This window comes from Rhizobium croatiense, from assembly GCF_019793465.1.
Taxonomy (GTDB): domain Bacteria; phylum Pseudomonadota; class Alphaproteobacteria; order Rhizobiales; family Rhizobiaceae; genus Rhizobium; species Rhizobium croatiense.
The window spans coordinates 136211-158684 of sequence record NZ_JAILYJ010000012.1 but is presented as its reverse complement, the minus strand read 5'-3'; the positions used below and the strand labels follow the sequence as shown (position 1 = coordinate 158684).

Here is a 22474-nt window from a genome sequence, read left to right as displayed (position 1 = left end):
TCCAGCGTCCGTTGCTCTGCAGTAAATTCTCCAGCCGACTCCATGTTGGCCAAGAGGTTCCTGAGAGTCGGTCCACCCAGCTCGGCGCTGATGGAGGTGTCGCGAGTATACGGAGGTTAGCCATCAGCGCTCGCTTGAATCTAGCAGGATTGCCTGTACCCCCTTCTCGTCGAGCACCGCCAGGAACGCCGCGAGCTCGCCCGTCGCGTCCGGATCATTGGCAAGGCGCTTTGCGAGTGCCGCGAGCGCTGGCAGACGATCACTTACCTGCAGATCGCGCCCACCAGTCAAATTCTGCGCCATTTTCCACGCGAAACGATCCGTCGTCACGGGTCTGTAGCTGACTATGGGCGCCGCCGTCACAGTAGACGGCGGAGATGCTGGCCGCGCCAAAATTGCCCCGCTTTGCATGGTTAGAGGCAATCCGCTCGTCGAAGGCCGCTGCGCCGGAACCGATGCAGGAACAAATTGTGCTCCCATCTGCCTTGCTGCTATCGGCGGCGTGGCTTCTTTCTTGTATTTCGCCTTGCTCGCGTTACGGGCTGGGATCGCTAGTTTCTTGATCTCGTCCTGAATAAATGACGGAAGGCTTACGGAACGCTTGGTAATGTTGATTTGCAAGGCATCATCAAGCTTTGTGCCGAAGAACGAGACGATCACCCTGGCGAGCTTGGTCTTCTCGTCAGACGTTGACCACATCTGGTGCCACCCGCCCCACTTGATCAGGCGGTCATTTCTGTAAATGAAAAGACCCTGCGACTCATTGCGTTTTCCATAAAGCCCTACGTGCTGCAGCACCTCATTTACGATCTGAGGCCCCTCGGCCTTATGGTGCTGCTTGATCTGATCTTCCGAGGGAAGGACAAACGGCTGCACAGTAATTGTCTCGTCGCCTGAGCTTGTCGGCATGCGAATTGACTTTACGTCGTAAGGCCCCGCAAGCGGGTGTCCCACCGGGTTATTGGGTCGAACCTCCACTCCGTTGATCCGGATTGTCACCTTCTTCCGGTTCTTTGCATCCCCCTCAAGGAAGCGATGAAAGACCAGACCAAGGTGTCGCTGGAGCTCCATGACCTCGGATGAATATGGGGATACGCCCTGCACGGACGGAGCTGCGGCAGGCGGCGTCATGTCCTTCCAAAGGACCACCGTACCCTGTTCTCCTAAAGTGGTGGCCTCACGTTCCCATTCCTCCACCGGCGCGTCGCTCGGCTCCCAGTCCCCAAGTTTCTCAACATCCCAGCTCAGATGGCTGATGGCACCACCCCGACGACGAGTAACCACCGTAAAGATACGCGCTTGCGACCAGGAGGCGCCTTTAAGACCAAAGCCGAACTTGCCGAGGCTGTTCGTCTCGTATTCGACGTTGCTCCCCAGGGTCATTGCCTCGTCGAGCTCTTGTCCCGACATACCATGACCATTATCCCGAAGCGTCAGCCAACGCCCGTTCCCGCCGTTCGGAGGTTCGAACACAATGTCAATCTCGGTCGCGTCGGCGCTGATTGAATTGTCGACAAGATCGGCGACCGCGCTCGGAAGGGTATGTCCTGTCCTTGCAATAATCTCTGCCAAACGCTTGGGGCGGGGCGGCAACCGCTTCCGACCCGCGACACTTCCACCTGCGTTGTTCATCGGTTCAACTGTTTCCCTGTGTCTCCCGAACATTTCAGGTCGGGCTTCATTCAGTAGGCACTGCACACGGGAACCTTCTTCCCCATGCAGTGCGATCATTCTTGCCCGTGTCAGCTCCGCAGTAGCGCCATCTGACAGCACGCCGGTCGTCACCTCATCATCTGCGGGGAACACCGCCCAGGCGCCGGTCGCCGGCGTGGCGCCCGAGTCGACCTCCATGGCGAATAGGCATCCTGGTTCCACAAAATCGTAAATTTTGTCCCTTGGGCAATTGCCCTCGAATCGCCAGTTCTTTGCTTGGCGGGTGAGCCACTGCGCTTTCACAGCGATACCGGAATCCGTGTCATATCGGAGTTCCAGCGGTATGCGGTCTGTATCAAGTGCTGTCGGGAAAACCCGGTTTACAACCGTGCCATCGAAATTAATCGCGCGCTGCTTCGAGCCTTCTTTGCCCTGACGCCGATATTCATGGAACATGCCGAGTTCACTATGGGTCAGGATCCGCAAGATCAGAAACTTCATGATGTCAAATTTTGAGCAGAGAGCGAGATGCGTCCCTTCATTCGCCCGATCCTTGGTAACAACTTAGACTTTCAGGTAAACATGGCGGTTAACCGCAAAAAACTCAAGCCCTGAGGCATAAGTACACACTGCGATCTGGCCGCTATACACCAGATTTGGCGAGGCTTCGCACCGGGTGACAAGCCTTCGCGGTGGAGATGTTTCTGCCCCCTCAAAGAGTAAAAGGTCGACTTCTCCGACAGACGACGGCACCCGCAAAGTTTGAGTTGACCGCCTTCGATGACGAAGCAACACTTGCACCTGCATCAAAGCAGGGAGGAAAATCAATGGACGACCCAGACCGCTGGCGCAATATGGCAACCGCACCGAGAGACGGCAGCCGGATCCTCGTCACGATCCGGGCGTCCGAGCAGGGGCCGGCGGAGGTTGATCTCGCCTATTGGTCGCATGGCGATCAATTCGCTGGGGAAGGCTGGCGCGCGTCTGATTCCTCGCCCGGGCACATCATCGAATATGCCGAGCCGGAGCTGAAGTGTTGGATGCCGATGCCGTCGGCCAATCGCACCTCGATGCCTTCGCCCTGGGAAGGCGATGATGACGAGCAGCTGGATGGGTCGGGGATTTAGCGTTTCCTGCAATTGATGCCGACAGGCCTCCCCATACAAAAGCCCCGCGGTTGTTGCCACCGCGGGGCTCCTTGATGCCCGACCAGGGAGAGGCGGTCAGGCGGCCTGGACTTTCTTCGATGTACGCGCCCATTCCGGCAGCCAGTCGCCGTGGGTGGCGAGCAGGTCGTCGACCAGCGACCAGATCTGGTCGAGGTCGAGTTCGGCGGCCGTGTGCGGGTCCATCATCGCGGCGTGGTAGATGTGCTCGCGATTTTCCGTCATCAGCGCCTGCACCGTCAGCTCCTGCACGTTGATATTGGTGCGGATCAGCGCGGTCAGCTGCGGCGGCAGGTCGCCGATGAAGGTCGGCTGGATGCCTGAGGCGTCGACCAGGCAGGGCACTTCGGCGGCGCAATTTTCCGGCAGCGAGGTGATGCAGCCATTGTTGCGGACATTGCCGTAGATCACCGAGGGTTCGCCGGTCCAGACCGAGTTGATGATCGAGGAGGCATATTCCTTCGACGGCTGAACCTCGATCTTGTCGGCGCTGCGATAGGCCTCCGCCTGACCCTTCCAGCGCTCGATCTGCTCGATGCAGCGCTTCGGATATTCATCGAGCGGGATGCCGAATTTCTCGATCAGGTCGTCGCGGCCTTCCTTGATGAAATAGGGCGTGTATTCGGCGAAATGCTCCGAGCTTTCGGTGACGAAATAGCCGAGGCGCGTCAGCATCTCGTAGCGCACCTTGTTCGGGCAGCGCGGGTTCCAGCCGGGCTTTGGCGCCCTGCCCTCGCGGTAGGCGCGCAGCAGATCGGGATAGAGGTTGCGGTAGGAGCCGTCGGCCTGGCGATGCTCGAACTTGAGATAGAAGGCCATGTGGTTGATGCCGGCGGCGCGGTAGCGGATTTCCTCGTAGGGAATGTCGAGATCGTGGGCGAGCTCCATCGCCGTGCCCTGCACCGAGTGGCAGAGGCCGACCTGGCGAATGGTCGGGTATTTCTCCGCGATCGCCCAGGTGTTGATCGCCATCGGGTTGACGTATTGCAGCATGATCGCTTGCGGGCAGACGGCGAGCATGTCCTCGCAGACCTTCCAGAGATGCGGCACGGTGCGCAGGCCGCGCATGATGCCGCCGACGCCGAGCGTGTCGGCGATCGTCTGGCGCAGCCCGTATTTCTTCGGCACCTCGAAATCGGTGACGGTGCAGGGTTCATAGCCGCCGATCTGGAAGGCGACGACGACGAAATCGGCGCCGGCCAGCGCCTTGCGCTGGTCGGAATAGGTCTCGGCCTTGGCCTTGACGCCGAGCGTCGAGATCAGCTTGTTGACGACGATGGCGCTTTCTTCCAGCCGCTGCGGGTTGAGGTCCATCAGGGCGATCGTCGCGCCCGAAAGCGCCGGACGCTGCAGCACGTCGCCGATGATGTTCTTCATGAAGACGGTGGAGCCAGCTCCGATGAACGTGATTTTGGGATTTGCAGCCATTATAACCTCCGGCATGCGGGTCAATCATGCTACCTCGAAAGCGGCCTTGACGAGCCGTTCGGTGTAGGCGGTCTTGGGATGGGATAAAACTTCGTTGACGGGACCTTCCTCGACGATCTTGCCATGCTGCATGACGATGACGCGGTGGCAGAGCGCCCTGACGACCTTGAGGTCGTGGGAGATGAAGAGGTAGCTCAAGCCCCGCTCGTCCTGCAGCTTGCGCAAGAGTTCGATGATCTGCGCCTGGACGGAGAGGTCGAGGGCGGATGTCGGCTCGTCGAGCAGGATGAATTCCGGCTCCAGCGCGATGGCGCGGGCAATGGCGATGCGCTGGCGCTGGCCGCCGGAAAATTCATGCGGGAAACGCGAGAGGATATTGCCGGGCATGCCGGCTGATATCAGCGCCTCGCGCACCCGGTCCTGCCGCTCGCCCCTGGTGGCACCCAGTCGGTTGACGACGAGGCCTTCCTCGATGATCTGGCCGATCGTCATGCGCGGGTTGAGCGATGAGAACGGGTCCTGGAACACCACCTGCATGCGGGCGCGCAGCGGCCGCATCTCGGCGCGCGACAGCCCGTGGATCGGCTGGCGGTCGAAATGGATCTCGCCGGCCTGCGGCGTGTTCAGCCGCAGGATCGCCTGGCCGAAGGTCGTCTTGCCGGAGCCGGATTCGCCGACGAGGCCGAGCGTCTCGTGACGGCGCAGCGACAGACCGAGACTGTCGACGGCGACGAGCTCACGCATCTCCGGTTTCAGGAAAGTGCCGTGGCGCATCATGAAGCCGACGCGCACACCCTTGGCGTCGAGGATGATATCCGATCCCTCCGGCAGCGGATTGGCCTGACCGCGCGGCTCGGAGGCAAGCAGATGTTTGGTATAGGCGTGCTGCGGATTGGCAAACAGCGCTTCGGTGACATTGTGCTCGCGCACCTCGCCATGCTGCATGACATAGACATAGTCGGAGAACTGGCGCACCACCGTCAGGTCGTGGGTGATGAGGATGACCGCCATCCCCAGTTCCTTCTGCAGGTTGCGGATCAGGTTGAGGATCTGCGCCTGCACGGTGACGTCGAGCGCCGTGGTCGGCTCATCGGCGATCAGCACGTCGGGATCGTTGGCGAGCGCCATGGCGATCATCACGCGCTGGCGCTGGCCGCCGGAAAGCTGATGCGGATATTGCTTCAGCCGGGCGGCGGGATCGGGGATCTGCACATGTTCGAGCAGTTCCAGCGCCCGCTTTTCCGCTTGCCCGCGGCTCATGCGGCGGTGCACGCGGATCGCCTCGACGATCTGGCTGCCGATCGTATAGATCGGATTCAGCGAGCTCATCGGCTCCTGGAAGATCATCGAGATGCGGTCGCCGCGCAGCTTGCGCCGCGCCCGCTCGGAGAATTTCAAGATATTGCTGCCGTCATAGGAGACCGTCGATTTGTCGGAGACGACGGCGCGCTTCGACAAGAGCCCCATCACCGTGCGCGCCGTTACCGATTTGCCGGAGCCGGATTCGCCGACGATGGCGATGGTCTCGCCGCGATAGAGCTGGAAGGAGACGTCCTTGACGGCTTCGACCATGCCGTCCTCGACCTTGAAATTCACCGCGACATTGCGGGCGTCGATGATCGGCACATCCGAGCGGCCGTCATGATCGTGGCGGACGGGCGGGGCGAAGGAATTGACCAGGGAAAGAGCCATATCGATCACCTCAATAAGGATCGACTGCGTCGCGCAGTCCGTCGCCGAGCGCATTGAAGGCGAAGACGGTGACGAGCACGAAGCCGACGGGAGCGAGAATCCAGGGATAGGAGCCGATGACCGAATAGGTCGCCGTATCCTGCAGCATCAGCCCCCAGGAAATCAGCGGCGGCTTGACGGCAAAGCCAAGGAAACCGAGGAAGGATTCCAGCAGCACGACGCTCGGTATGTGCAGCGTCACGGCGACGATGACGTGGCTCATCACGTTCGGAAGGATATGCTGGATGATGATGCGTGTATCGGTGGCGCCGACGGCCATCGCCGCCCTGACATAATCGATGCGGGCAAGTGCTAAGGTCTTGCCGCGCACCTCGCGCGACATCTGCGCCCAGCCGAGCGCCGACATGACGAAGATGACGAAGGCGAGGAAAACGTTGGTCGGCGCCGTCACCGGGATCAGCGACGTCAAGGCGAGATAAAGCGGCAGCTGCGGGAAGGCGAGCACCAGCTCGACGAAGCGCTGCAGCCAGACATCGAAGGTGCCGCCGAAATAGCCCGACACCATGCCGACCGTCGTGCCGATCAGGGTGACGATGAAGACGACGGTCAGCGCGATCATCAGCGAGATGCGCGAGCCGATGATGGCGCGCGACAGCACGTCGCGGCCGAACTTGTCGGTGCCGAGGAAGTGCACCGGCTGGCCGTCGGTGGAGCCGAAGAAGTGCCGGTTCGCCGGAATGAGGCCGAACAGCTTGTATTCGGCACCCTTGACGAAGAAGCCGAGCAGCCTGGGATTATCGTAATCCATGCCGACGATCGGCTGGAAGGTGACCGGGTCGAGCTCCTCGCTATCCGACAGCGCATAGACGCGCGGCTGGAAGACGAAATTGCCGTCCTTGTCGTGGAAGCTCATCACCTGCGGCGGCGCGAAGCCGACATGGGTCGCCTTCGGATCCATCGGCGCGAAGAAATCGGCAAAGACCGCCATGAGGAGCAGGAGCCCGACGAGGATGAGCCCGGCCATGCCGGTCCAGGAGCGCCTGAGCCGGCGCCAGACGAGCGCCAGATAGCTCTCGCTGCCGTGCGACGGCTTCTTGACCGCAAGTTCGGTGGTCGGGGGCGTGGCGGACGAGTCGAAAGCAAGCATCTCAGGCTCCTCCGTATTGACGGACGCGCGGGTCGAGCAAGGCGAGCAGCATGTCGGCGATGATATTGCCGACGATCAGCGTTGCCGACAGCACCATCATGAAGGTCGCGGTGACATAGACGTCGCCGATCGCCATCGAGCCGACGATCGCCGGGCCGACGGTCGGCAGCGCGAAGATGATCGCCGTTTCGATCTCGCCGGTCAGCATGTAGGGCAGCACGACGCCCTGATACATGACGAGCGGATGCAGGGCGTTCGGCACCGCATGGCGCATCACCACGGCGCCGCCGGAAAGCCCCTTGGCCTTGGCCGTCTCGACATATTGGGCGTTCAGCGTATCGAGCAGATTGCCGCGCATGACGCGCATATTGTAGGCGAGCCCGCCGAAGGTGGCGATCGCCACGACCGGCCAGACATGGCTGAGGAGATCGACGAATTTCGCCCAGGACCAGGGCGCCCCGCCATATTGCGGTGAGAAGAAGCTGCCGATCTCCGTCACGTCGAACTGGAAGACCAGGAGATAGACGATGATCAGCGCCATCAGGAAGCGCGGCACCGTCATGCCGAGGAAGGAAATTCCCGAAAGCAGGCTGTCGATCCAGCTGTATTGCCGCGTCGCCGCCCAGATGCCGAAACCGATGCCGAGCACCGAGGCGAAGATGTGGCAGACGAGCGCCAGAAGCAGGGTCCGCGGCAGGCGTTCGCCAACGACGTCTGCGACCGGCTTGTTGTAGAACATGCTGTAGCCGAAATCGCCGCGGGTGACGATGCCGCCGATCCAGTTGACGTATTGCACGACCATCGGCTTGTCGAGGCCGTGCTCGACCCGGTAGGCCTGCGCCTGCGCCTCGGCCTGGGCGTAGGAGGCGCCGCCCTGGTTGATCAGCTGGGAGCGGATGTAATCGGCGTAGTCGCCGGGCGGAGCCTGGATGATCGCGAAAGTCACCACGCTCAAGATGAAGAGAACGGGGATCGCGGAGGCTATGCGCACGAGCAGGAATCGTAACATCAGACGGTTCGCTTCTCCTTGCCGCCAGTCGCTCCTCGTCAGCGCGGCCGGCTTGTTGGTCATATCAGGCCGCGCGCGGCACGCGCGGCCCGAATTTCACTTCAGCTGGGAGGGAGCTTTTCCCGCGCGTCGCACACTCTGCGACGCGCTTTAGCTTCGTTACCAGGCGACCTCAATCAGTTGATCGGGCCCTTGTCGCCGGGCTTGCCGGGCAGCTGCTCGGGGAACAGCTCGTATTTGCCCTGCTTGTCGGCGGCCACCCACAGGCGTTCGCGGATGACCGAGTCTTCGGCCCAGTTGAACATCATGATCGGGGTTCCCTGCGGCACATTCGAGAAGCGCTTGTTGACGATCAGCGCGCCCGGATATTCCGTCAGACCGACCGTGTTCACGTGTTCGGTCGAGATCTTCTGATACTGCTTCATCAGATCGACACGCTCGTCATTGTTCTGGCTCGTCCTGAACTTGTTGACGACGTCAATGAGCTCCTTCTCGAACGGCATCAGATCGAGCTGGTCATCCTTGCCGGCGCGGTGATGCCAGCTGGTGCGCGGGCCGACCGGGGCAAGCTGCTCGGTATTCTGCACCACCGACGACAGTTCCGTGGTGTTGCGCTGGATCAGCCAGTCGAAGCGGCCGGCATAATGCGCATCGTCACGCTTGGCGCCGTCGAGCGCATTGATGACGATCTTGAGCCCGAGCTTTTCCATCTGGCCGACGACACCTTCGGCAAGGCTCTTGTCGGTCGTGTACTGATTGTTGATCAGCATGACGATTTCGACATCCTTGCCGCCGGCCGTGCCGGCCGGGAAGTTCACGATGCCGTTGCCGTCCGTATCCTTGAGCCCTGCCTTGGCGAGTTCGGCCTTGGCGCCGTTGAGATCGAAGGGATAGTAGACGGTCGAGTTGCGGTCGTAGAAGCTGGTGCCGGAGGACAGCCCGCCCGGATAGATCGCCGTGAACGGCCCCTTGACCAGCGAGTCGCCGATCGCCTTGCGGTCGAGCGCCATGGTGACGGCCTTGCGGAAGTCCTCGTTGCGGTTCAGCTCGCGGATCGCCTGGCCACGCTCATCCGGGTTGCCCCAGCCATTGGCGGAGAAGTTCATGCGCAGGTTATAGCCGATCAGACGCGGCCCGAAGGCGAGACGCGCCGGCGCGGTCTTTTCGGCGGCCCGCTTCAGCGAGGCGACGAAGTTTTCCGGCTGCTCGAGGTTGGAGAAGTCGGCGGAGCCCGCCACCGCCTGCACGTCGCGGTCGGCCCAGGTCGAGAGCTTGTAGTGCAGCTCGTTGAGATAAGGCAGCTGGTTGCCCTTCTCGTCGACCTTCCAGTAATAGGGGTTGCGGCGCAGCACGATGATATCGTCGGAGCGATATTCCACCGGCACCCAGCCGCCCATCACAGGCATGTTCATATATTCCGGCGGGAAGGCGTTCTTGAACTGGTCGTAGGTGTTCTTCGAGTATTTCGGATGCTGCGGCTTCAGGATATGCGACGGACCCGGGCAGAAGTTCGGGTAGGCCATCGTATAGAGATATTGTTTCGGGAAGGCCTCCTTGAAGGTCCATTCGACGGTGTAGTCGTCGATCTTCTTCAGCGTCGTGCCGACACCGAAGGCCTCCGGCGAAGCGCCGCCGCCGAGCGGCGAGACGTTGGGATCGATGACTTCGTCCTCCCAGTAGAACACGATGTCATCGGCGGTGAACGGCGCGCCGTCCGACCACTTGGCGCCTTCGACCAGGTGCATGGTCAGCTTATGGCCGTCTTCGGACCAGTCCCAGCTCTTGGCCAGGTTCGGCAGCGGCTCGGTGTCCTGGGCCTTCACCTGGAACAGCGGCGCGGTGCGCGTCAGGCATTCGGACAGGCCGATATCGATGCCGCCCCAGCCCTGCGTCTGGCCGGCGCCGTAATTCCAGCCTTCCGGCCGGCCGCCGATGACATGGCGCATCGTATCGCCGTAGACGCCGGTGCCGTCGGGCATGTTGCCCGTCTTGAAGACCAGCGGCTCCTTCGGCAGCCGGTCCTTGACCGGCGGCAGCTTGCCGGCGGAAACGAAATTCTTCGCGACCCAGTCCGGCTCGTGATATTCGGGCAGCGCCTTGAACTCCAGAATGGAGTCGCGCGCGACGTAATTGATCTTGCCTTCGGCCGGAAATTCCGGCGGCACCGGCGGAACGGTTGGTTCGGAAGCGTGGGCATGCAGCGCCAAGACCGAGACGCCGAGCGCCAGTCCTGCCAGAATGCCTGCTTTGCGGAAATTCATCATCGTTTCTCCCTCTTGTTCCGGAGCGCGGGGGCAGCCGGCTCCTTTCTCCTCGAACGGCGTGAAAGCGGGCTGATGTCATGGATTCCCCTCCCGGAAACCCATGACGACCCTCTTTCACGAAAATCAGACGGCGTGTTTCAGCGCCGCCTTTTCCGCGCGCAGCTCTTCGATCGAGCGGACGTTGCGGCGTGCGGCCCCCGCCCAGTCGCGGGTCTGCACCTTCGATTTCGATAGCCGCTCCTTGGCGGCCGGCACGGCATCGGCATATTGCGGCAGCCAGCGCGCCTGGGCAACGACCATCTCGTCGACCATCTGCCAGACCTCCTCGGGCGTCGAGACGGCGCCGACCAGCGGATCGTGCAGCACGGCGAGCTTCAGAAGGTCGATGTCACCGGAGATCGCCGCATGCACCGACATGCGCTGGACGTTGATCGAGGCGATGCAGGTGGTGGCACAGGCTTCCGGCAGGGTGAGGCCGGAGACCATGTTGATGCCGAAGCGATCGACGAAACCGGGCGATTCGATGATCGCATCGGCCGGCAGGTTGGTGATGACGCCATTGTTCTTGACGTTGAAATGGCCGCGATAAACCCGGTTCGTCTCCAGCCCTTCCAGAATATGGCTCGCATGTTCGTTCGAGCGCTTGGCCGGATCGATCGGCTTGGAGGCGGATTCCAGGAATTGCGGGAATTCGGTCTCGAACCAGTTGCGCGTTTCGGTGGAGTGGCGGAGGTAACCGCCGGTCTCGCCGTGGATCCAGTCGGACATGTCGATCCAGCGGGTGATTTCCTCCGGCCGCTTACGATACCAGGGCAGGTATTCCGAAAGGTGGCCGTTGCTTTCGGTGGAATAGACGCCGAAACGCTTCAGCACGTCGATGCGCAATTTCTCCTGCTGCGAATAGACAGGATGCGCCTCGAAGGCGGCGATGAGCTCGTCCTTGCCGATCTTGCGGCCGTTGAGGCGCAGGTCGATGAACCAGGTCTGATGGTTGATGCCGGAGCAGACATAGTCGAGTTCGCTGAGCGATTTGGCACCGAGCACCTCGGCGATCTGTTCGGCGCCGTGCTGGACGCCGTGGCAGAGGCCGACGGTATCGACCTTGCCGTATTCGATCGCCGCCCAGGTGTTCATCGCCATCGGATTGGCATAATTCAGGAATTTTGCGCCCGGCTCGGCAACCTCCCGGATATCTCTACAGAAATCGAGAATGACGGGGATGTTGCGCTGGCCGTAGAGAATGCCGCCGGCGCAGATCGTATCGCCGACGCACTGGTCGATGCCGTATTTCAGCGGAATTCTAATATCGTCGGCATAGGCCTCGAGCCCGCCGACCCGCACGCAGCTGATGATGTAGCGCGCCCCTTCCAGCGCCTGGCGCCGGTCGGTTGTCGCCGTCACCTTGGTCGGCAGCCCGTTCGACTCGACGATGCGGTCGAGGATTGCCTTGATCATCTCGAGATTGTGTTCGCTGAGATCGGTCAGCGCGAATTCGACGTCGCGGAACTCCGGCACGCACAATATGTCGGTGAACAGCTTCTTGGTGAAACCGACGCTGCCCGCACCGATGATAGCGATTTTGAAACTCATGATCTTCACCTCGACCCAATGGAATGCTAGAGAAAAGATCGGTTATGGAGGGATCAGGCCGCATGCGGCGCAAGCGGTTGAAAAAGCCGTAAAACCTGCCTGTTTTCCTCCCGGCCGCTTTATCGGCCGTCGTCTCCTCTTCTTGTCGAGCGGGATTATGCCCGAATCCGGCGGGCCGACCAGAGAAGGATTATGCTTTCAGGGGTAATTTTGTGCTGCAGGATTTGATCGCCAACGGACAGTCGATGAGGACGGTTTCGCTGCCCCGCGGCCGCCAGCGTCTGCACGCCATGCCGACCAGCGCCGGCTATGAAGTGCGGGAGAACGAGACCTATGACTGGGACGGCCGAAAACGCGGGCAAACGCCGTTCACCGTGCTGCAGCACACGATCAGCGGCACCGGCCGGCTGCGTTACCAGAACCGCAACTATCGCCTCCACGGCGGCGATACGCTCTTGGTGCTCGTGCCGCACAATCACCGCTACTGGCTGGAGAAGGGCGAGCGCTGGGAATATTTCTGGATTTCCATGAATGGCGAGGAGACGCTGCGCATCCATCAGCTGGTGCTCTCCACCGCCGGCCCGGTGCTGAAGCTGCAGCCGGCCACCATCGATCATCTCGCCGATTGCAGCCTGCGTCTGGTCAAGGGCGCGACCTCGCCGGGGGCGGCCTCGGCTGTCGCCTATGAAGCGGCGATGGCGCTTTATGACGACGTCTTCGGCTCGTCGGCCTTTGCCGCCGAGCTCAGCCTGATGCAGCCGGTGATCGACCATATCAACGCCAATCTCGACAAGCCGCTGCCGGTCAATGAACTTGCCGCCATCGTCGGCCTCAGCCGCGCCCATTTCTCGCGCAGCTTCGCCGAGAGCGAAGGCGTGCCGCCGGCCGAATTCGTGCTGCAGCAGCGGCTGCAGCGCGCCGTCAAGCTGCTGACCAAGGCGGACTTCCTGCCGGTCAAGGAAGTCGCCATCATGTGCGGCTTCGAGGACGCCAATTATTTCTCAAAAGTCTTCCGACGCGTCTACGGCACCAATCCCACCGAATTCCGCACGACCGGCATGTATGCCAGCATCGGCCGGCCGAAATAGCGCCGGCCGCCGCGCAGCCGGTCCTCAGGCGCGGACTTCGAACACCATGTTGAACGGCGTTTCGGTCGCCCGGCGGAAATGCTTGAAGCCGGCGTCGAGCGCCACCTTGCGCAACCTCATTTCTCCCGCCTGGGCGCCAAGCCCAAGCCCCACCTCCTGGGAGAGCGAGGCCGGCGTGCAGATCATCGTCGAGGCGCCGTAATAGACACGCCCGACCGGATTGAGATTGTCCTTCAGATGATCATGGGCAAAGGGCTCGACGATCAGCCAGGTGCCGTTCGGCGCCAGCGTCTCCTTGACATGCCGGCCGGCGCCGACCGGATCGCCCATGTCGTGCAGGCAGTCGAACATGGCGACTATCATAGTCGCGTCCCGGAAATTCCGCCGCCTTGCCCTGCTCGAAGGTGACGCGGTCGGCGACGCCCGCCTCTTTGGCGGCGGCCTTTGCCCTTTCGATCGACGGACCGTGATAGTCGAAGCCGGTAAAACGGGATGCGGGATAGGCCTGCGCCATCAGAATGGTCGAGGCGCCGTGACCGCAACCGACATCGGCGACGCTGGCGCCGGCCTTCAGCTTCTCTTCCATCCCGGCAAGCGCCGGAATCCATTCGTTGACGAGATGGCTGTTATAGCCCGGCCGGAAAAACCGCTCGGTGCCACGGAACAGGCAGGTGCTGTGTTCATGCCAGCCGAGACCCTTGCCGGTGCGGAAGGCTTCGGTGACCTTCGGCTCGTCCATCCACATGGATTGCACCACCTCGAAGGCGCCGACGAAGAAGGCCGGGCTGTTTTCCTCGGCAAAGACCATCGCCTGTTCCGCCGTCAGGCTGAATCGATCGGTCTTTTCATCGTAAACGATATAATCCGCAGCCGCCTGGGCGCTCAGCCATTCCCTGAGATAGCGCTCCTTGATCCCGGTTTTGGCGGCAAGCTGCTCAACGCTCACCGGCTTCCCGTCGGCCATCGCCTTGAACAGCCCCACCTTGTCGCCAAGCACGACCAAGGCCCCTGACATGGCTGCGCCGACATCGCCGACAAGACGGCCGACAAGCGCATCGAGTTTCTGCATATCTGGCTCACGCATCGTTACCTCCCGGGCGCGATAAGGGAGCTCTAAATTAGGCTTTAACGATATGCAGTCAATCGACCCTCTCTATCGCCCAATGAGGCTAGGTATCCAAGGTCGCCGGAATTTCATCGGCTTGCTTTCTTCGGGGCGCGCTCACATCTTCATAGGGCTGCCCCAGAGCCAGATCAGAGTCTCAATGCCAGGTGGATATTCATGCTGTCTCCAGCCCAGTGCCGTGCCGCGCGTGCTCTCATCGCCTGGTCCAAGCGGGATCTGTCCGCAGCCTCTGAGATCGCCAAGGCGACGATTGCCGGTTTCGAGGCCGGAACGCTTTCCCCCGACGTGCGAACCCTGCGGCATATCAAGCGCGCCCTGGAAGACGCCGGCGTGCTTTTCATCGCGGAGAATGGCGGCGGCGCCGGCGTCCGCTTGGCAAAACCGGCATCGGCTTCTATAGACACGAACGAGACCGAGACGGTCCAATATGAAGAATATCTCAAAAACGACGCCCCTCCCGGCGCTGGCGGCTGAATGACGAAGAAGCAGAAGTTTGAGCACTCCGAACTGGCCGGAGAATTCACCGACGACGGCATCACCGTGCTCGTCGATATCTTTCGAACCGCCGGCAGCAACGAGGACTGGACGATGGAAGTCGTCACCCAGTCCGAAGACCTGATCCGCTGGGACGAGCCCTTTGCGACCGACCGGGAGGCTTTCGACGAATTCCTCGCGGTGGTGGCGCGCGACGGCATCCGGTCGCTTCTCGAAGACGAAGAGCCTTCCGTGCATTGAGGGACAGCCCGTGAAAAGCATCAATGATCTCGTCGCCTCGGCGAAAACCGTCTGCGACCGATACCGCGCCGGGCGGATGGAGCGCGAAACCGTACGCGAATGGGTGCTCGGACTGGGCGCCTATCCATCGCCGCATGGCGACCGCGTGCGCGAAGCGGCCGAATGGTTCCGCCTGCACAATCGCGAGCCTGTGTCGGAAGACATCGTGCTCGTGGATATCGACCGGCTCAAGGCGATTTCAGCGCCGTGACGAGGAAGCGCTTTGCGATCCGGACTAGCGCAATTGCGCCGTTACTCGGCGGCGTAGGACCAATGACGATCATGAGCCTTAGGCATAATGCCCTCATCTCAGCTTCCATGCGAAGAGGCTTGGGGGTTTTGCAGCTTCGGTAAAGGTGACACGCTTACGAGGCTGACATGGCGCCTGGATCTCATGCGTGAAGCGCAAACCAAGCGCGGCTAGGTTATTTTAATTCGTGCCATAAGTAGAAGGAACAGCACGTGGCAGCATTTCCGGAAAAGGCAAAGGTCGTCATCATCGGGCTCGGCGGCATCGTCGGCGCCTCCATCGCGCATCATCTCGTCGAGCGCGGATGGGACGATATCGTCGGCATCGACAAGTCGGGCATACCGACCGATATCGGCTCGACAGCCCACGCCTCGGACTTCTGTTACACCACCAGCCACGACTATCTGTCGGTCTGGACCACGCAATATTCGATCGATTTCTACGAGAAGATGGGCCACTACGCCCGCATCGGCGGCCTCGAAGTGGCGCGCACTGGCGACGACGCCTGGATGGAGGAAATCAAGCGCAAGCTGTCCTCGGCCCGCGCTTTCGGCACGCGCGCCCATTATGTCAGCCCTTCCGAGATCAAGGAAAAGTTCCCGCTGATCGAGGAAGATCAGGTGATGGGCGGCCTTTTCGATCCGGATGCCGGCCTCGTCATCCCGCGCTCGCAGACCGTTGCCGGCAAGCTGGTCGATGCCGCCGAAAAGGCCGGCAAGCTGCAGGTGTTCGGCAACACGCCGGCCAAATCGCTGATCGTCGAAGGCGGCCGCATCAAGGGCGTCGTCACCCATCGCGGCACTATTATGGCCGACCACGTCATCGTCTGCGCCGGCCTCTGGGGACGCCTGATTGCCGAGATGGTCGGCGAAGACCTGCCGGTCATGCCGGTCGATCACCCGCTCACCTTCTTCGGCCCCTATAACGAGTTCGAAGGCACCGGCAAGGAAATCGGCTTCCCGCTGCTGCGCGACCAGGGCAACTCCGCCTATATGCGCGATACCGGCGACCCGGCGACGACCGAAGGCGGCCAGATCGAGTGGGGCTATTACGAAGCCACCAATCCGCGCATGTGCCATCCGCGCGAGCTTCTCGAAAAACACGAGGCACGCCTTTCGCCCTCGCAGCGTGACCTCGAGATGGAACAGATCATCGAGCCGCTCGAGCGCGCCATGGAATTGACGCCGATCCTCGGCGAACTCGGTTATAACGAAGGTCACTCCTTCAACGGCCTGCTGCAGGTTTCGGCCGGCGGCGGCGCATCCTGCGGTGAGAGCCAGAAGGTGCGCGGTCTCTGGTACTGCGTTGCCATCTGGGTCAAGGACGGCCCGGGCTACGGCAAGCTGATCGCCGACTGGATGACCGATGGCCGCACCGAAATCGATCACAACAGCATCGATTATGCCCGCTTCTATCCGCATCAGCTGACCGAAGAGTTCATCGAGGGCCGCTGCTACGAAGCCGCTCAGAAGATCTATTTCCCCGCCGTTCACACCCGCGAACCCTATCTATCCGGCCGCAACGCCAAGCGCTCGCCCTTCTACGAGCGCGAAAAGGAGCTGGGTGGCTACTTCATGGAGCTGGGCGGCTGGGAGCGTGCGCACGGCTACGCCGCCAACGAGCACCTGCTGGAGAAATACGGCGACCGCGTTCCCCTTCGCGAGAACGAATGGGACAGCCGCCATTTCTGGCGCGTCTCGAATGCCGAGCATCTGGCGATGAGCGAGGATTGCGGCATCGTCAATCTCAGCCACTTCCACATGGTCGATATCGAGGGACCTGACCATGTCGAGCTGATGGAATGGCTGTGCGCCGCCAAGATCGGCGGCGATGCCAATATCGGCAAGGGCGTTTACACCCACTTCCTCGACGACGAAGGCATGGTGCGCGCCGACTTCACCGTCTTCCGCATGGCCGACCGCTGCCGTCTCGTCAACGGCGCCGATGCGGGCCCGCGCGACCTGCACTATATGAAGCGCGTCGCCCAGGACCGCGGTCTCGACGTCACGATCACCGACGTCTCGGAAAAATTCGTGACGATCGGCATCTGGGGACCGAATGCCCGCGAGACGCTGAAGAAGGTCGTTGCCGATCCGGCCGGGCTCGATCAGGAAAACTTCGCCTTCGCAGCGATCAAGCCGATCGAAATCGCCGGCAAGACGGTCACCGCCTTCCGCATCTCCTATGTCGGCGAGCAGGGCTGGGAGCTGCACATGAAGTACGAAGACGGCCTGGCCGTCTGGGATGCGCTGCGCTCGACCGGCGTGATGGCCTTCGGCGTCGAGACCTATGCAAACTCGCGCCGCATGGAAAAGAGCCTGCGCCTGCAGAACGCCGACCTGCTGACCCAGTACAACCTGATCGAAGCCGATCTTGCCCGCCCGAAGGTCAAGGAAGCCGATTTCCGCGGCAAGGCAAAACATCTCGAATACAAGGCGCGTGAGCACCAGCCGGCCATGCTCTGCACGCTTGTGATGACCGAGAATACCGACAAATTGGGCGTCAAGCGTTATCCGCTCGGCAACCTGCCGGTCGTCGATCCCGCCACCGGCGAGGTCCTGGTCGACGAGCTCGGCCGCCGCTCCTATACGACCTCGATCGCCTACGGCCCGACGGTCGGCAAGAACATTGCGCTCGCCTACCTGCCCTGGTCCTATTGCCAGGTCGGACGCAAGCTGAATGTCGAGTACTTTGCCGAGACCTATCCGGTGGAAGTCGTCGGCATCGGCTACAAGCCGATCTACGACCCGGAAAACCTGAAGCCGCGCACCTAAGCGCTGGAATCCTTGTGGCGCCCCACATGCGGGCGCCACAGTGGTTCAACGCAACATCCTCTAATTACTGTCGCCATTGTCGTTTTCGACGCCATCGTCCGAGGCTCTGCTTGGAACGAAGCGTTTCGAGATCAGCCAGCAGCCGAGCGCCCAGAGCGCGCCCGCACACCATCCGGCGAAGACGTCGGTGGGATAGTGGACGCCGAGATAGATCCGGCTCAAACCGATGATGACGGCGAGGAAAACGCCTGCCGCCATCACGAAAATCCGCGTCGAGCGGTAACGCTGCGTGCGTGCGACGAGCGCGCCGAGCGTCAGATAGGTCACCGCCGAGACCATCGCGTGGCCGGAGGGAAAGCTGAGGTCGCTGACTTCGACGAGATGCGGCACAATATCGGGCCGCGGCCGCGCGATGAGGATCTTCAGCGTCGTGCTCGCCAGCCATCCTGTCAGCACCGAGGAAAAGATGAAGAGCGCGATCGGCCAGCGCCGATCGAGCAGGAGATAGACGGTGATGAGAACCGTCAGCAGCGAGAGAACGGTGACACCGCCGAGGCTGGTAATATCGTCGAAGGCATGCGTCAGCCAGCCGGGGCCGACCGGCACGGCTAGATCGTCCGCCCGTCGCAGCGCCAGCAGGATAGCCTCGTCGAAGCGGAATGTCTCGCCCTCGAGAACCTCGCTCGTCAGCCGCTGCAGCAGGAACAGCCCGCCGGCGATGGATGCCATGGTGATCAATGTCAGCGGCTCATATGCGCTGAGTCTCGCCAAAAATCCGCGTCGTTGAACCTCACTCATACCTGCCGTCGAACTCCCTGCTGATCAAGCCGATACCCGCCAGATCGGCAAGGCGAGCCGCAAATTCAAGACCTTGCAGCATTTGCAGGCATCCCGGTAGCAAAAGCTCAACCTTCTTTTGCTATGGCTGGAGCCGGTTGTCCTGGAGAGGTTTCGGCGATGAAAATTCTGACCGCGATGGTTCTGATGGCAGCCGTCCTGCCGCCGATCTCCGCCTTCGCAGAGACCGAATGGATGGGCGGCGCGAGACAATGGTCGGTCGGCTTTGCCAATGAAAGCCCGCATCCTTATTGCCGGCTGCTGTGGAACAGCGAGATCGGCAAAACCATGGAATTCCGCCAGAGCGCCACCGAAACCTTCTGGCTGGTGACGAAAAACACCTGGGACATTCCGGCCGGCACCAAGACCGAGGTGACGCTGACCGATCGCGACGTGACGAAAGTGATCGCCGCCGAATTCTTCGACAAGACCACGCTTCGCCTCTGGCCGATGGGCAGCAAGGGAAGCGCCGGCCTGAAAAAGATCATCAAGAATTCCTTTGCCGGAACGCCTGACGTGCAGCTGACCTTTGCCGGCGACGAAGGCGACTGGACGCTGCCGCTCTCGCGGGCGGATCAGCTCTATCCCACCTTCGCCCAGTGCCTCAAGCGCCTCGAGGCCGGCGGGCAGGCCAAGCAGGATTCGGCAACGAGTAAACCTTTCTGACAGCCCTCGCCTAGACAGCCGGCGGCGCAGTCTCGCGGATCAGACTGCGCACGGTCTCGATATCGCCGTTCAGCGGCCGCTCGTCGCCATAATGCGAGATACGCTGCCGCACGATCTGATAGACGAGATCCGTGCCTGGCGCCCGCGGCGCCGTCGCCGCCAGGAAATCATGCGCCTGGGCAGCCGCCATCAGTTCGATCGCCAGAATATATTCGGCATTGTCGATGACGCCGTGCAGCTTGCCAGCGGCGGCTGTCGGATGGGCGAGGAAATCCTCCTGCAGGCCGGACGTCAGGCCGCCGTCCAGGGACGCCGGCGCGGCAAGCCGGCGGTTCTCGTTGCTGAGTGCGGCGGCGGTATATTGGGCGATCATCAAGCCGGAATGGCTGCCGGCATCGCTCGCCAGAAACGGCGGCAGGCCGCTGACCAGCGGATTGACGAGCCGATCCATGCGCCGCTCGCTGATCGCGCCGATCTGCGCCACAGCGATGGCGAGGCTGTCAGCCGCCTGCCCGAGCGCAGGCGCCACCGCATGCGCTTCGGAGGAGACGATCGGATGCTCGGGCGTGCCCGAGACGGCAGGATTGTCCGTCACCGAGGCAAGTTCCTGATCGGCGATGCGGGCGGAGTTGTCGAAAACGTCGCGGGCGGCGCCATGGGCATGCGGCACCGAACGCAGGCTCAGCGCATCCTGGGTGCGCCGGCCGAAGGCGGCAGTGACAAGACCGCTGCCCTCAAGCCGTGCGCGCAGTGTGGCGCCGACTTTCGCGATCCCGGCCGACGGACGCAGCGCCAGCACTGCCTCCTCGAAGGCGGCGATCTGGCAGCCTGCCGCTTCCAGCGTCAGCGCCGCGATGGCATCGGCCCAGTCGAGCAGCCGTTCGGCGCGCAAAAGTGCTGCGGCGGTGAGCCCGGTGGCGCAGGCCGTGCCGTTGACGAGGCTCAAGCCCTCCTTGGCGCCGAGCACCAACGGCTGAAGGCCGATCGCCGCCAGCGCCTCACGGCCGTTCATGCGCCGGCCGGTGAGCGTGGCGCTGCCTTCGCCGATCAGCACCAGTGCCGTATGGGCATTGTGGGTGAGATAACCGGCCGAGCCTTTCGACGGAACGTCGGGAATGCAATCATGCTCCAGCAAAGCTGTGAGATGCTGGACGATCTCGCGCCGCACGCCGGAATGGCCATGGGCGAAATTGGCGATCTGCGCGGCGATGATGGCGCGCACCTCGCGGGATCCAAGCAACGGCCCGACGCCGCAGGCATGGCTGAGCACGATGCTGCGCGACAACAGGCTCTGCGAGGCGCGGTCGACGACCGTATCGGCGAGCGCCCCGACGCCGGTATTGACGCCATAGGCGCGCACGCCGGTCTCGACGATACGCTCGACGATGCGGCTTGCCTGCTCAACCCGCGCCCAGGTGGCCGGCGACAGCGCAAGCGCCTCCCCTGCCCCGACGCGCGCGACGTCGCGCCAGGTCAGCACTTGATCGATGGTGATCGTCATTGCCCTGTTCCGAAATGGCCGATGAACTGGCGGAAGGCGGGGGTCGCACCTGTTGTGAACATTTCGTCCGGCTTGCCGCTGCTTTCGATCAGCCCCTCGCGCATGAAGACGACGCGGTTCGAGACGTTGCGGGCAAAGCTCATCTCATGGGTGACGACGAGCATGGTCATGCCTTCCTCGGCAAGCGCCCGCATGACGCGCAGCACCTCACCGACCAGTTCCGGATCGAGCGCCGAGGTCGGCTCGTCGAAAAGCATCACCTTCGGTTTCATCGCCAAAGCGCGGGCGATTGCGGCGCGCTGCTGCTGGCCGCCGGAGAGATGGGCGGGATAGGCGTGACGTTTGTCGGCGATGCCGACCTTTTCGAGCAGCGCTTCGGCCTCGGCGATGCAGTTGGCGCGCGGCCGCTTCAGCACATGGATCGGCCCTTCGATGACGTTCTGCAGGATGGTCATATGGGACCAGAGATTGAAGGACTGGAACACCATGCCGAGTTCGGAGCGGATATGGTCGACCTGCTTTTGGCTGGCCGGCCTTGTCTTGCCGTTCTTGTGAACCATCTCGATGTGCTCGCCATCGACCCAGATCTCGCCGTCGCTCGCGGTTTCGAGCAGGTTGATGCAGCGCAGAAAGGTCGATTTGCCGGAGCCGGAGGCGCCGAGCAGCGAAATCACGTCGCCATCCTCGGCATCGAGGGAAATGCCGCGCAGCACTTCGTGCGTGCCGAAGCTCTTGCGGATATTGCGGACCGAAAGTCGGGTTACGCCTGGCATGGTAGCTCCAATCAGGTCAAATCGCTTACGCCTTCAGCGGCTGCGGGGCCGCGCGGCGGTGTCGGGAGAGCGAATATTCCAGCAGGGCCATGCCCTGCAGGATGATGAAGTTCAAAACGAGATAGATGATCGCGGCGCAGAGGAAGACTTCCATCGTGCGGTAGGTCTGCGAGATCAGCCGCTGGGCGACGCCGGTGACCTCCCAGACGGTGACGAGGCTGGCGAGCGCCGTCGATTTCATCATCAGCACGATCTCGGTGGAATAGGCCGGTAGCGCGTGGCGGAAGGCGATCGGCGCCAGGATGCGCCGCACCATCAGGAAGCCGGACATGCCGATCGAGCGCGCCGCCTCGATCTCCTTCGGCGAAACGGCGCGAATGCCGCCGCGGAAGATCTCCGCCGTGTAGCCGGCCGTGCAGAGCGCCAGCGACAGCACGGCGCAGACCATCGGCTCGCGCAGTAACGGCCAGAGAAAGGAATAGCGGATGACGCCGAACTGGCCGAGGCCGTAGAACACCAGGAACATCTGGATCAAGAGCGGCGAGCCGCGAAAGACGAAGATATAGCCCTTGGCGAAACCGGACAGATAGCGGTTGCCGCTGACCCGCATCGTGACGATGACGAGCGCCAGCAGGCCGCCGAAGAAGATCGACAGCGAAAACAGGATCAGCGTCGTCGGCACGGCTTTCAGCAGCGTTACCATGGTCGAGGCGAGAAAGGTGAAATCCATCATCGC

General features: G+C 62.1%; 18 protein-coding genes and 1 pseudogene. 7 read left to right on the top strand and 12 right to left on the bottom strand.

Translation table 11 applies throughout. The features are described from left to right. Positions 1-123: 123 nt before the first annotated feature. Positions 124-2154, bottom strand: a complete 2031-nt coding sequence (locus tag K6M89_RS20075) for an ATP-binding protein (protein WP_222140687.1) — start codon at positions 2152-2154, stop codon at positions 124-126. A gap of 326 nt (positions 2155-2480) precedes the next feature. Between K6M89_RS20075 and K6M89_RS20070 the strand changes: the two genes are divergently transcribed. Next, positions 2481-2780 (top strand): hypothetical protein, encoded by a 300-nt coding sequence (locus K6M89_RS20070; protein WP_010060282.1) that lies wholly within the window; start codon positions 2481-2483, stop codon positions 2778-2780. Positions 2781-2876: 96 nt separating this feature from the next. Here K6M89_RS20070 and K6M89_RS20065 read toward each other — a convergent pair whose 3' ends face one another. The 6 genes from K6M89_RS20065 to K6M89_RS20040 all read right to left on the bottom strand — a co-directional run bounded on the left by K6M89_RS20065 (position 2877) and on the right by K6M89_RS20040 (position 11949). Next, positions 2877-4247 (bottom strand): alpha-glucosidase/alpha-galactosidase, encoded by a 1371-nt coding sequence (locus tag K6M89_RS20065; protein WP_222140686.1) that lies wholly within the window; start codon positions 4245-4247, stop codon positions 2877-2879. 24 nt (positions 4248-4271) lie between these two features. Next, entirely contained in the window at positions 4272-5939 is a 1668-nt protein-coding gene (locus K6M89_RS20060; RefSeq protein WP_222140685.1) for an ABC transporter ATP-binding protein, read from the bottom strand. A 10-nt stretch (positions 5940-5949) separates the two neighbouring features. Next, positions 5950-7086, bottom strand: a complete 1137-nt coding sequence (locus tag K6M89_RS20055; RefSeq protein ID WP_222140684.1) for an ABC transporter permease — start codon at positions 7084-7086, stop codon at positions 5950-5952. A gap of 1 nt (position 7087) precedes the next feature. Next, positions 7088-8095 carry an ABC transporter permease gene (locus tag K6M89_RS20050; RefSeq protein ID WP_040111638.1) on the bottom strand — a complete coding sequence of 336 codons (1008 nt, stop codon included), beginning with the start codon at positions 8093-8095 and terminating at the stop codon, positions 7088-7090. Between the two features lie 176 nt (positions 8096-8271). Continuing rightward, the gene (locus K6M89_RS20045) at positions 8272-10359 is read right to left on the bottom strand and encodes an ABC transporter substrate-binding protein (protein ID WP_222140683.1); all 2088 of its coding nucleotides are present in this window, start codon (positions 10357-10359) and stop codon (positions 8272-8274) included. Positions 10360-10482: 123 nt separating this feature from the next. Next, positions 10483-11949, bottom strand: a complete 1467-nt coding sequence (locus K6M89_RS20040; RefSeq protein ID WP_222140682.1) for an alpha-glucosidase/alpha-galactosidase — start codon at positions 11947-11949, stop codon at positions 10483-10485. Between the two features lie 245 nt (positions 11950-12194). Between K6M89_RS20040 and K6M89_RS20035 the strand changes: the two genes are divergently transcribed. After that, positions 12195-13037: an AraC family transcriptional regulator gene (locus K6M89_RS20035; RefSeq protein ID WP_064685785.1), complete on the top strand. Its 843-nt coding sequence runs from the start codon at positions 12195-12197 to the stop codon at positions 13035-13037. Between the two features lie 24 nt (positions 13038-13061). Here the strand turns inward: K6M89_RS20035 and K6M89_RS20030 are convergent. After that, a pseudogene (locus tag K6M89_RS20030) lies at positions 13062-14121 on the bottom strand (class I SAM-dependent methyltransferase). Between the two features lie 198 nt (positions 14122-14319). On the opposite strand from K6M89_RS20030, the gene K6M89_RS20025 reads away from it, so the two are divergent. From K6M89_RS20025 to K6M89_RS20010, 4 genes are all read left to right on the top strand, one after another. Next, positions 14320-14637, top strand: a complete 318-nt coding sequence (locus K6M89_RS20025; protein WP_222140681.1) for an XRE family transcriptional regulator — start codon at positions 14320-14322, stop codon at positions 14635-14637. Continuing rightward, positions 14638-14898: a hypothetical protein gene (locus K6M89_RS20020; RefSeq protein ID WP_010032482.1), complete on the top strand. Its 261-nt coding sequence runs from the start codon at positions 14638-14640 to the stop codon at positions 14896-14898. A gap of 10 nt (positions 14899-14908) precedes the next feature. Next, entirely contained in the window at positions 14909-15148 is a 240-nt protein-coding gene (locus K6M89_RS31135; protein WP_009987796.1) for a hypothetical protein, read from the top strand. A 251-nt stretch (positions 15149-15399) separates the two neighbouring features. After that, positions 15400-17961 (top strand): GcvT family protein, encoded by a 2562-nt coding sequence (locus tag K6M89_RS20010; protein ID WP_222140679.1) that lies wholly within the window; start codon positions 15400-15402, stop codon positions 17959-17961. 60 nt (positions 17962-18021) lie between these two features. Here K6M89_RS20010 and K6M89_RS20005 read toward each other — a convergent pair whose 3' ends face one another. Continuing rightward, positions 18022-18759 carry a phosphatase PAP2 family protein gene (locus K6M89_RS20005; RefSeq protein WP_097581871.1) on the bottom strand — a complete coding sequence of 246 codons (738 nt, stop codon included), beginning with the start codon at positions 18757-18759 and terminating at the stop codon, positions 18022-18024. A 159-nt stretch (positions 18760-18918) separates the two neighbouring features. Between K6M89_RS20005 and K6M89_RS20000 the strand changes: the two genes are divergently transcribed. Further along, complete coding sequence (locus K6M89_RS20000) at positions 18919-19464, top strand: hypothetical protein (RefSeq protein ID WP_222140678.1); 546 nt, start codon at positions 18919-18921, stop codon at positions 19462-19464. Between the two features lie 10 nt (positions 19465-19474). On the opposite strand, the gene K6M89_RS19995 is transcribed toward K6M89_RS20000, so the two are convergent. The 3 genes from K6M89_RS19995 to K6M89_RS19985 are packed head-to-tail and all read right to left on the bottom strand — an operon-like array spanning position 19475 to position 22468. Beyond that, positions 19475-20965 (bottom strand): HAL/PAL/TAL family ammonia-lyase, encoded by a 1491-nt coding sequence (locus K6M89_RS19995; RefSeq protein WP_222140677.1) that lies wholly within the window; start codon positions 20963-20965, stop codon positions 19475-19477. Further along, a complete protein-coding gene (locus K6M89_RS19990; protein ID WP_222140676.1) occupies positions 20962-21738 on the bottom strand; it encodes an ABC transporter ATP-binding protein in 777 nt (258 codons plus the stop codon). Before K6M89_RS19990 ends, K6M89_RS19995 begins: the two co-directional genes overlap by 4 nt. Positions 21739-21763: 25 nt before the next feature. Further along, positions 21764-22468 (bottom strand): ABC transporter permease, encoded by a 705-nt coding sequence (locus tag K6M89_RS19985; RefSeq protein WP_222140675.1) that lies wholly within the window; start codon positions 22466-22468, stop codon positions 21764-21766. Positions 22469-22474 lie beyond the last annotated feature (6 nt).

Excerpts from the sequence above, each read along its gene's own strand:
- K6M89_RS19985 (WP_222140675.1), bottom strand. The coding sequence starts at position 22,468 with ATGGATTTCACCTTTCTCGCCTCGACCATGGTAACGCTGCTGAAAGCC.
- K6M89_RS20020 (WP_010032482.1), top strand. The coding sequence starts at position 14,638 with ATGACGAAGAAGCAGAAGTTTGAGCACTCCGAACTGGCCGGAGAATTC.
- K6M89_RS20005 (WP_097581871.1), bottom strand. The coding sequence starts at position 18,759 with ATGAGTGAGGTTCAACGACGCGGATTTTTGGCGAGACTCAGCGCATAT.
- K6M89_RS20040 (WP_222140682.1), bottom strand. The coding sequence starts at position 11,949 with ATGAGTTTCAAAATCGCTATCATCGGTGCGGGCAGCGTCGGTTTCACC.
- K6M89_RS19995 (WP_222140677.1), bottom strand. The coding sequence starts at position 20,965 with ATGACGATCACCATCGATCAAGTGCTGACCTGGCGCGACGTCGCGCGC.
- K6M89_RS20045 (WP_222140683.1), bottom strand. The coding sequence starts at position 10,359 with ATGATGAATTTCCGCAAAGCAGGCATTCTGGCAGGACTGGCGCTCGGC.
- K6M89_RS20060 (WP_222140685.1), bottom strand. The coding sequence starts at position 5,939 with ATGGCTCTTTCCCTGGTCAATTCCTTCGCCCCGCCCGTCCGCCACGAT.
- K6M89_RS20050 (WP_040111638.1), bottom strand. The coding sequence starts at position 8,095 with ATGTTACGATTCCTGCTCGTGCGCATAGCCTCCGCGATCCCCGTTCTC.
- K6M89_RS20065 (WP_222140686.1), bottom strand. The coding sequence starts at position 4,247 with ATGGCTGCAAATCCCAAAATCACGTTCATCGGAGCTGGCTCCACCGTC.
- K6M89_RS20000 (WP_222140678.1), top strand. The coding sequence starts at position 18,919 with ATGAAAATTCTGACCGCGATGGTTCTGATGGCAGCCGTCCTGCCGCCG.
- K6M89_RS20035 (WP_064685785.1), top strand. The coding sequence starts at position 12,195 with ATGAGGACGGTTTCGCTGCCCCGCGGCCGCCAGCGTCTGCACGCCATG.
- K6M89_RS19990 (WP_222140676.1), bottom strand. The coding sequence starts at position 21,738 with ATGCCAGGCGTAACCCGACTTTCGGTCCGCAATATCCGCAAGAGCTTC.
- K6M89_RS20075 (WP_222140687.1), bottom strand. The coding sequence starts at position 2,154 with ATGAAGTTTCTGATCTTGCGGATCCTGACCCATAGTGAACTCGGCATG.
- K6M89_RS20025 (WP_222140681.1), top strand. The coding sequence starts at position 14,320 with ATGCTGTCTCCAGCCCAGTGCCGTGCCGCGCGTGCTCTCATCGCCTGG.
- K6M89_RS20055 (WP_222140684.1), bottom strand. The coding sequence starts at position 7,086 with ATGCTTGCTTTCGACTCGTCCGCCACGCCCCCGACCACCGAACTTGCG.
- K6M89_RS20070 (WP_010060282.1), top strand. The coding sequence starts at position 2,481 with ATGGACGACCCAGACCGCTGGCGCAATATGGCAACCGCACCGAGAGAC.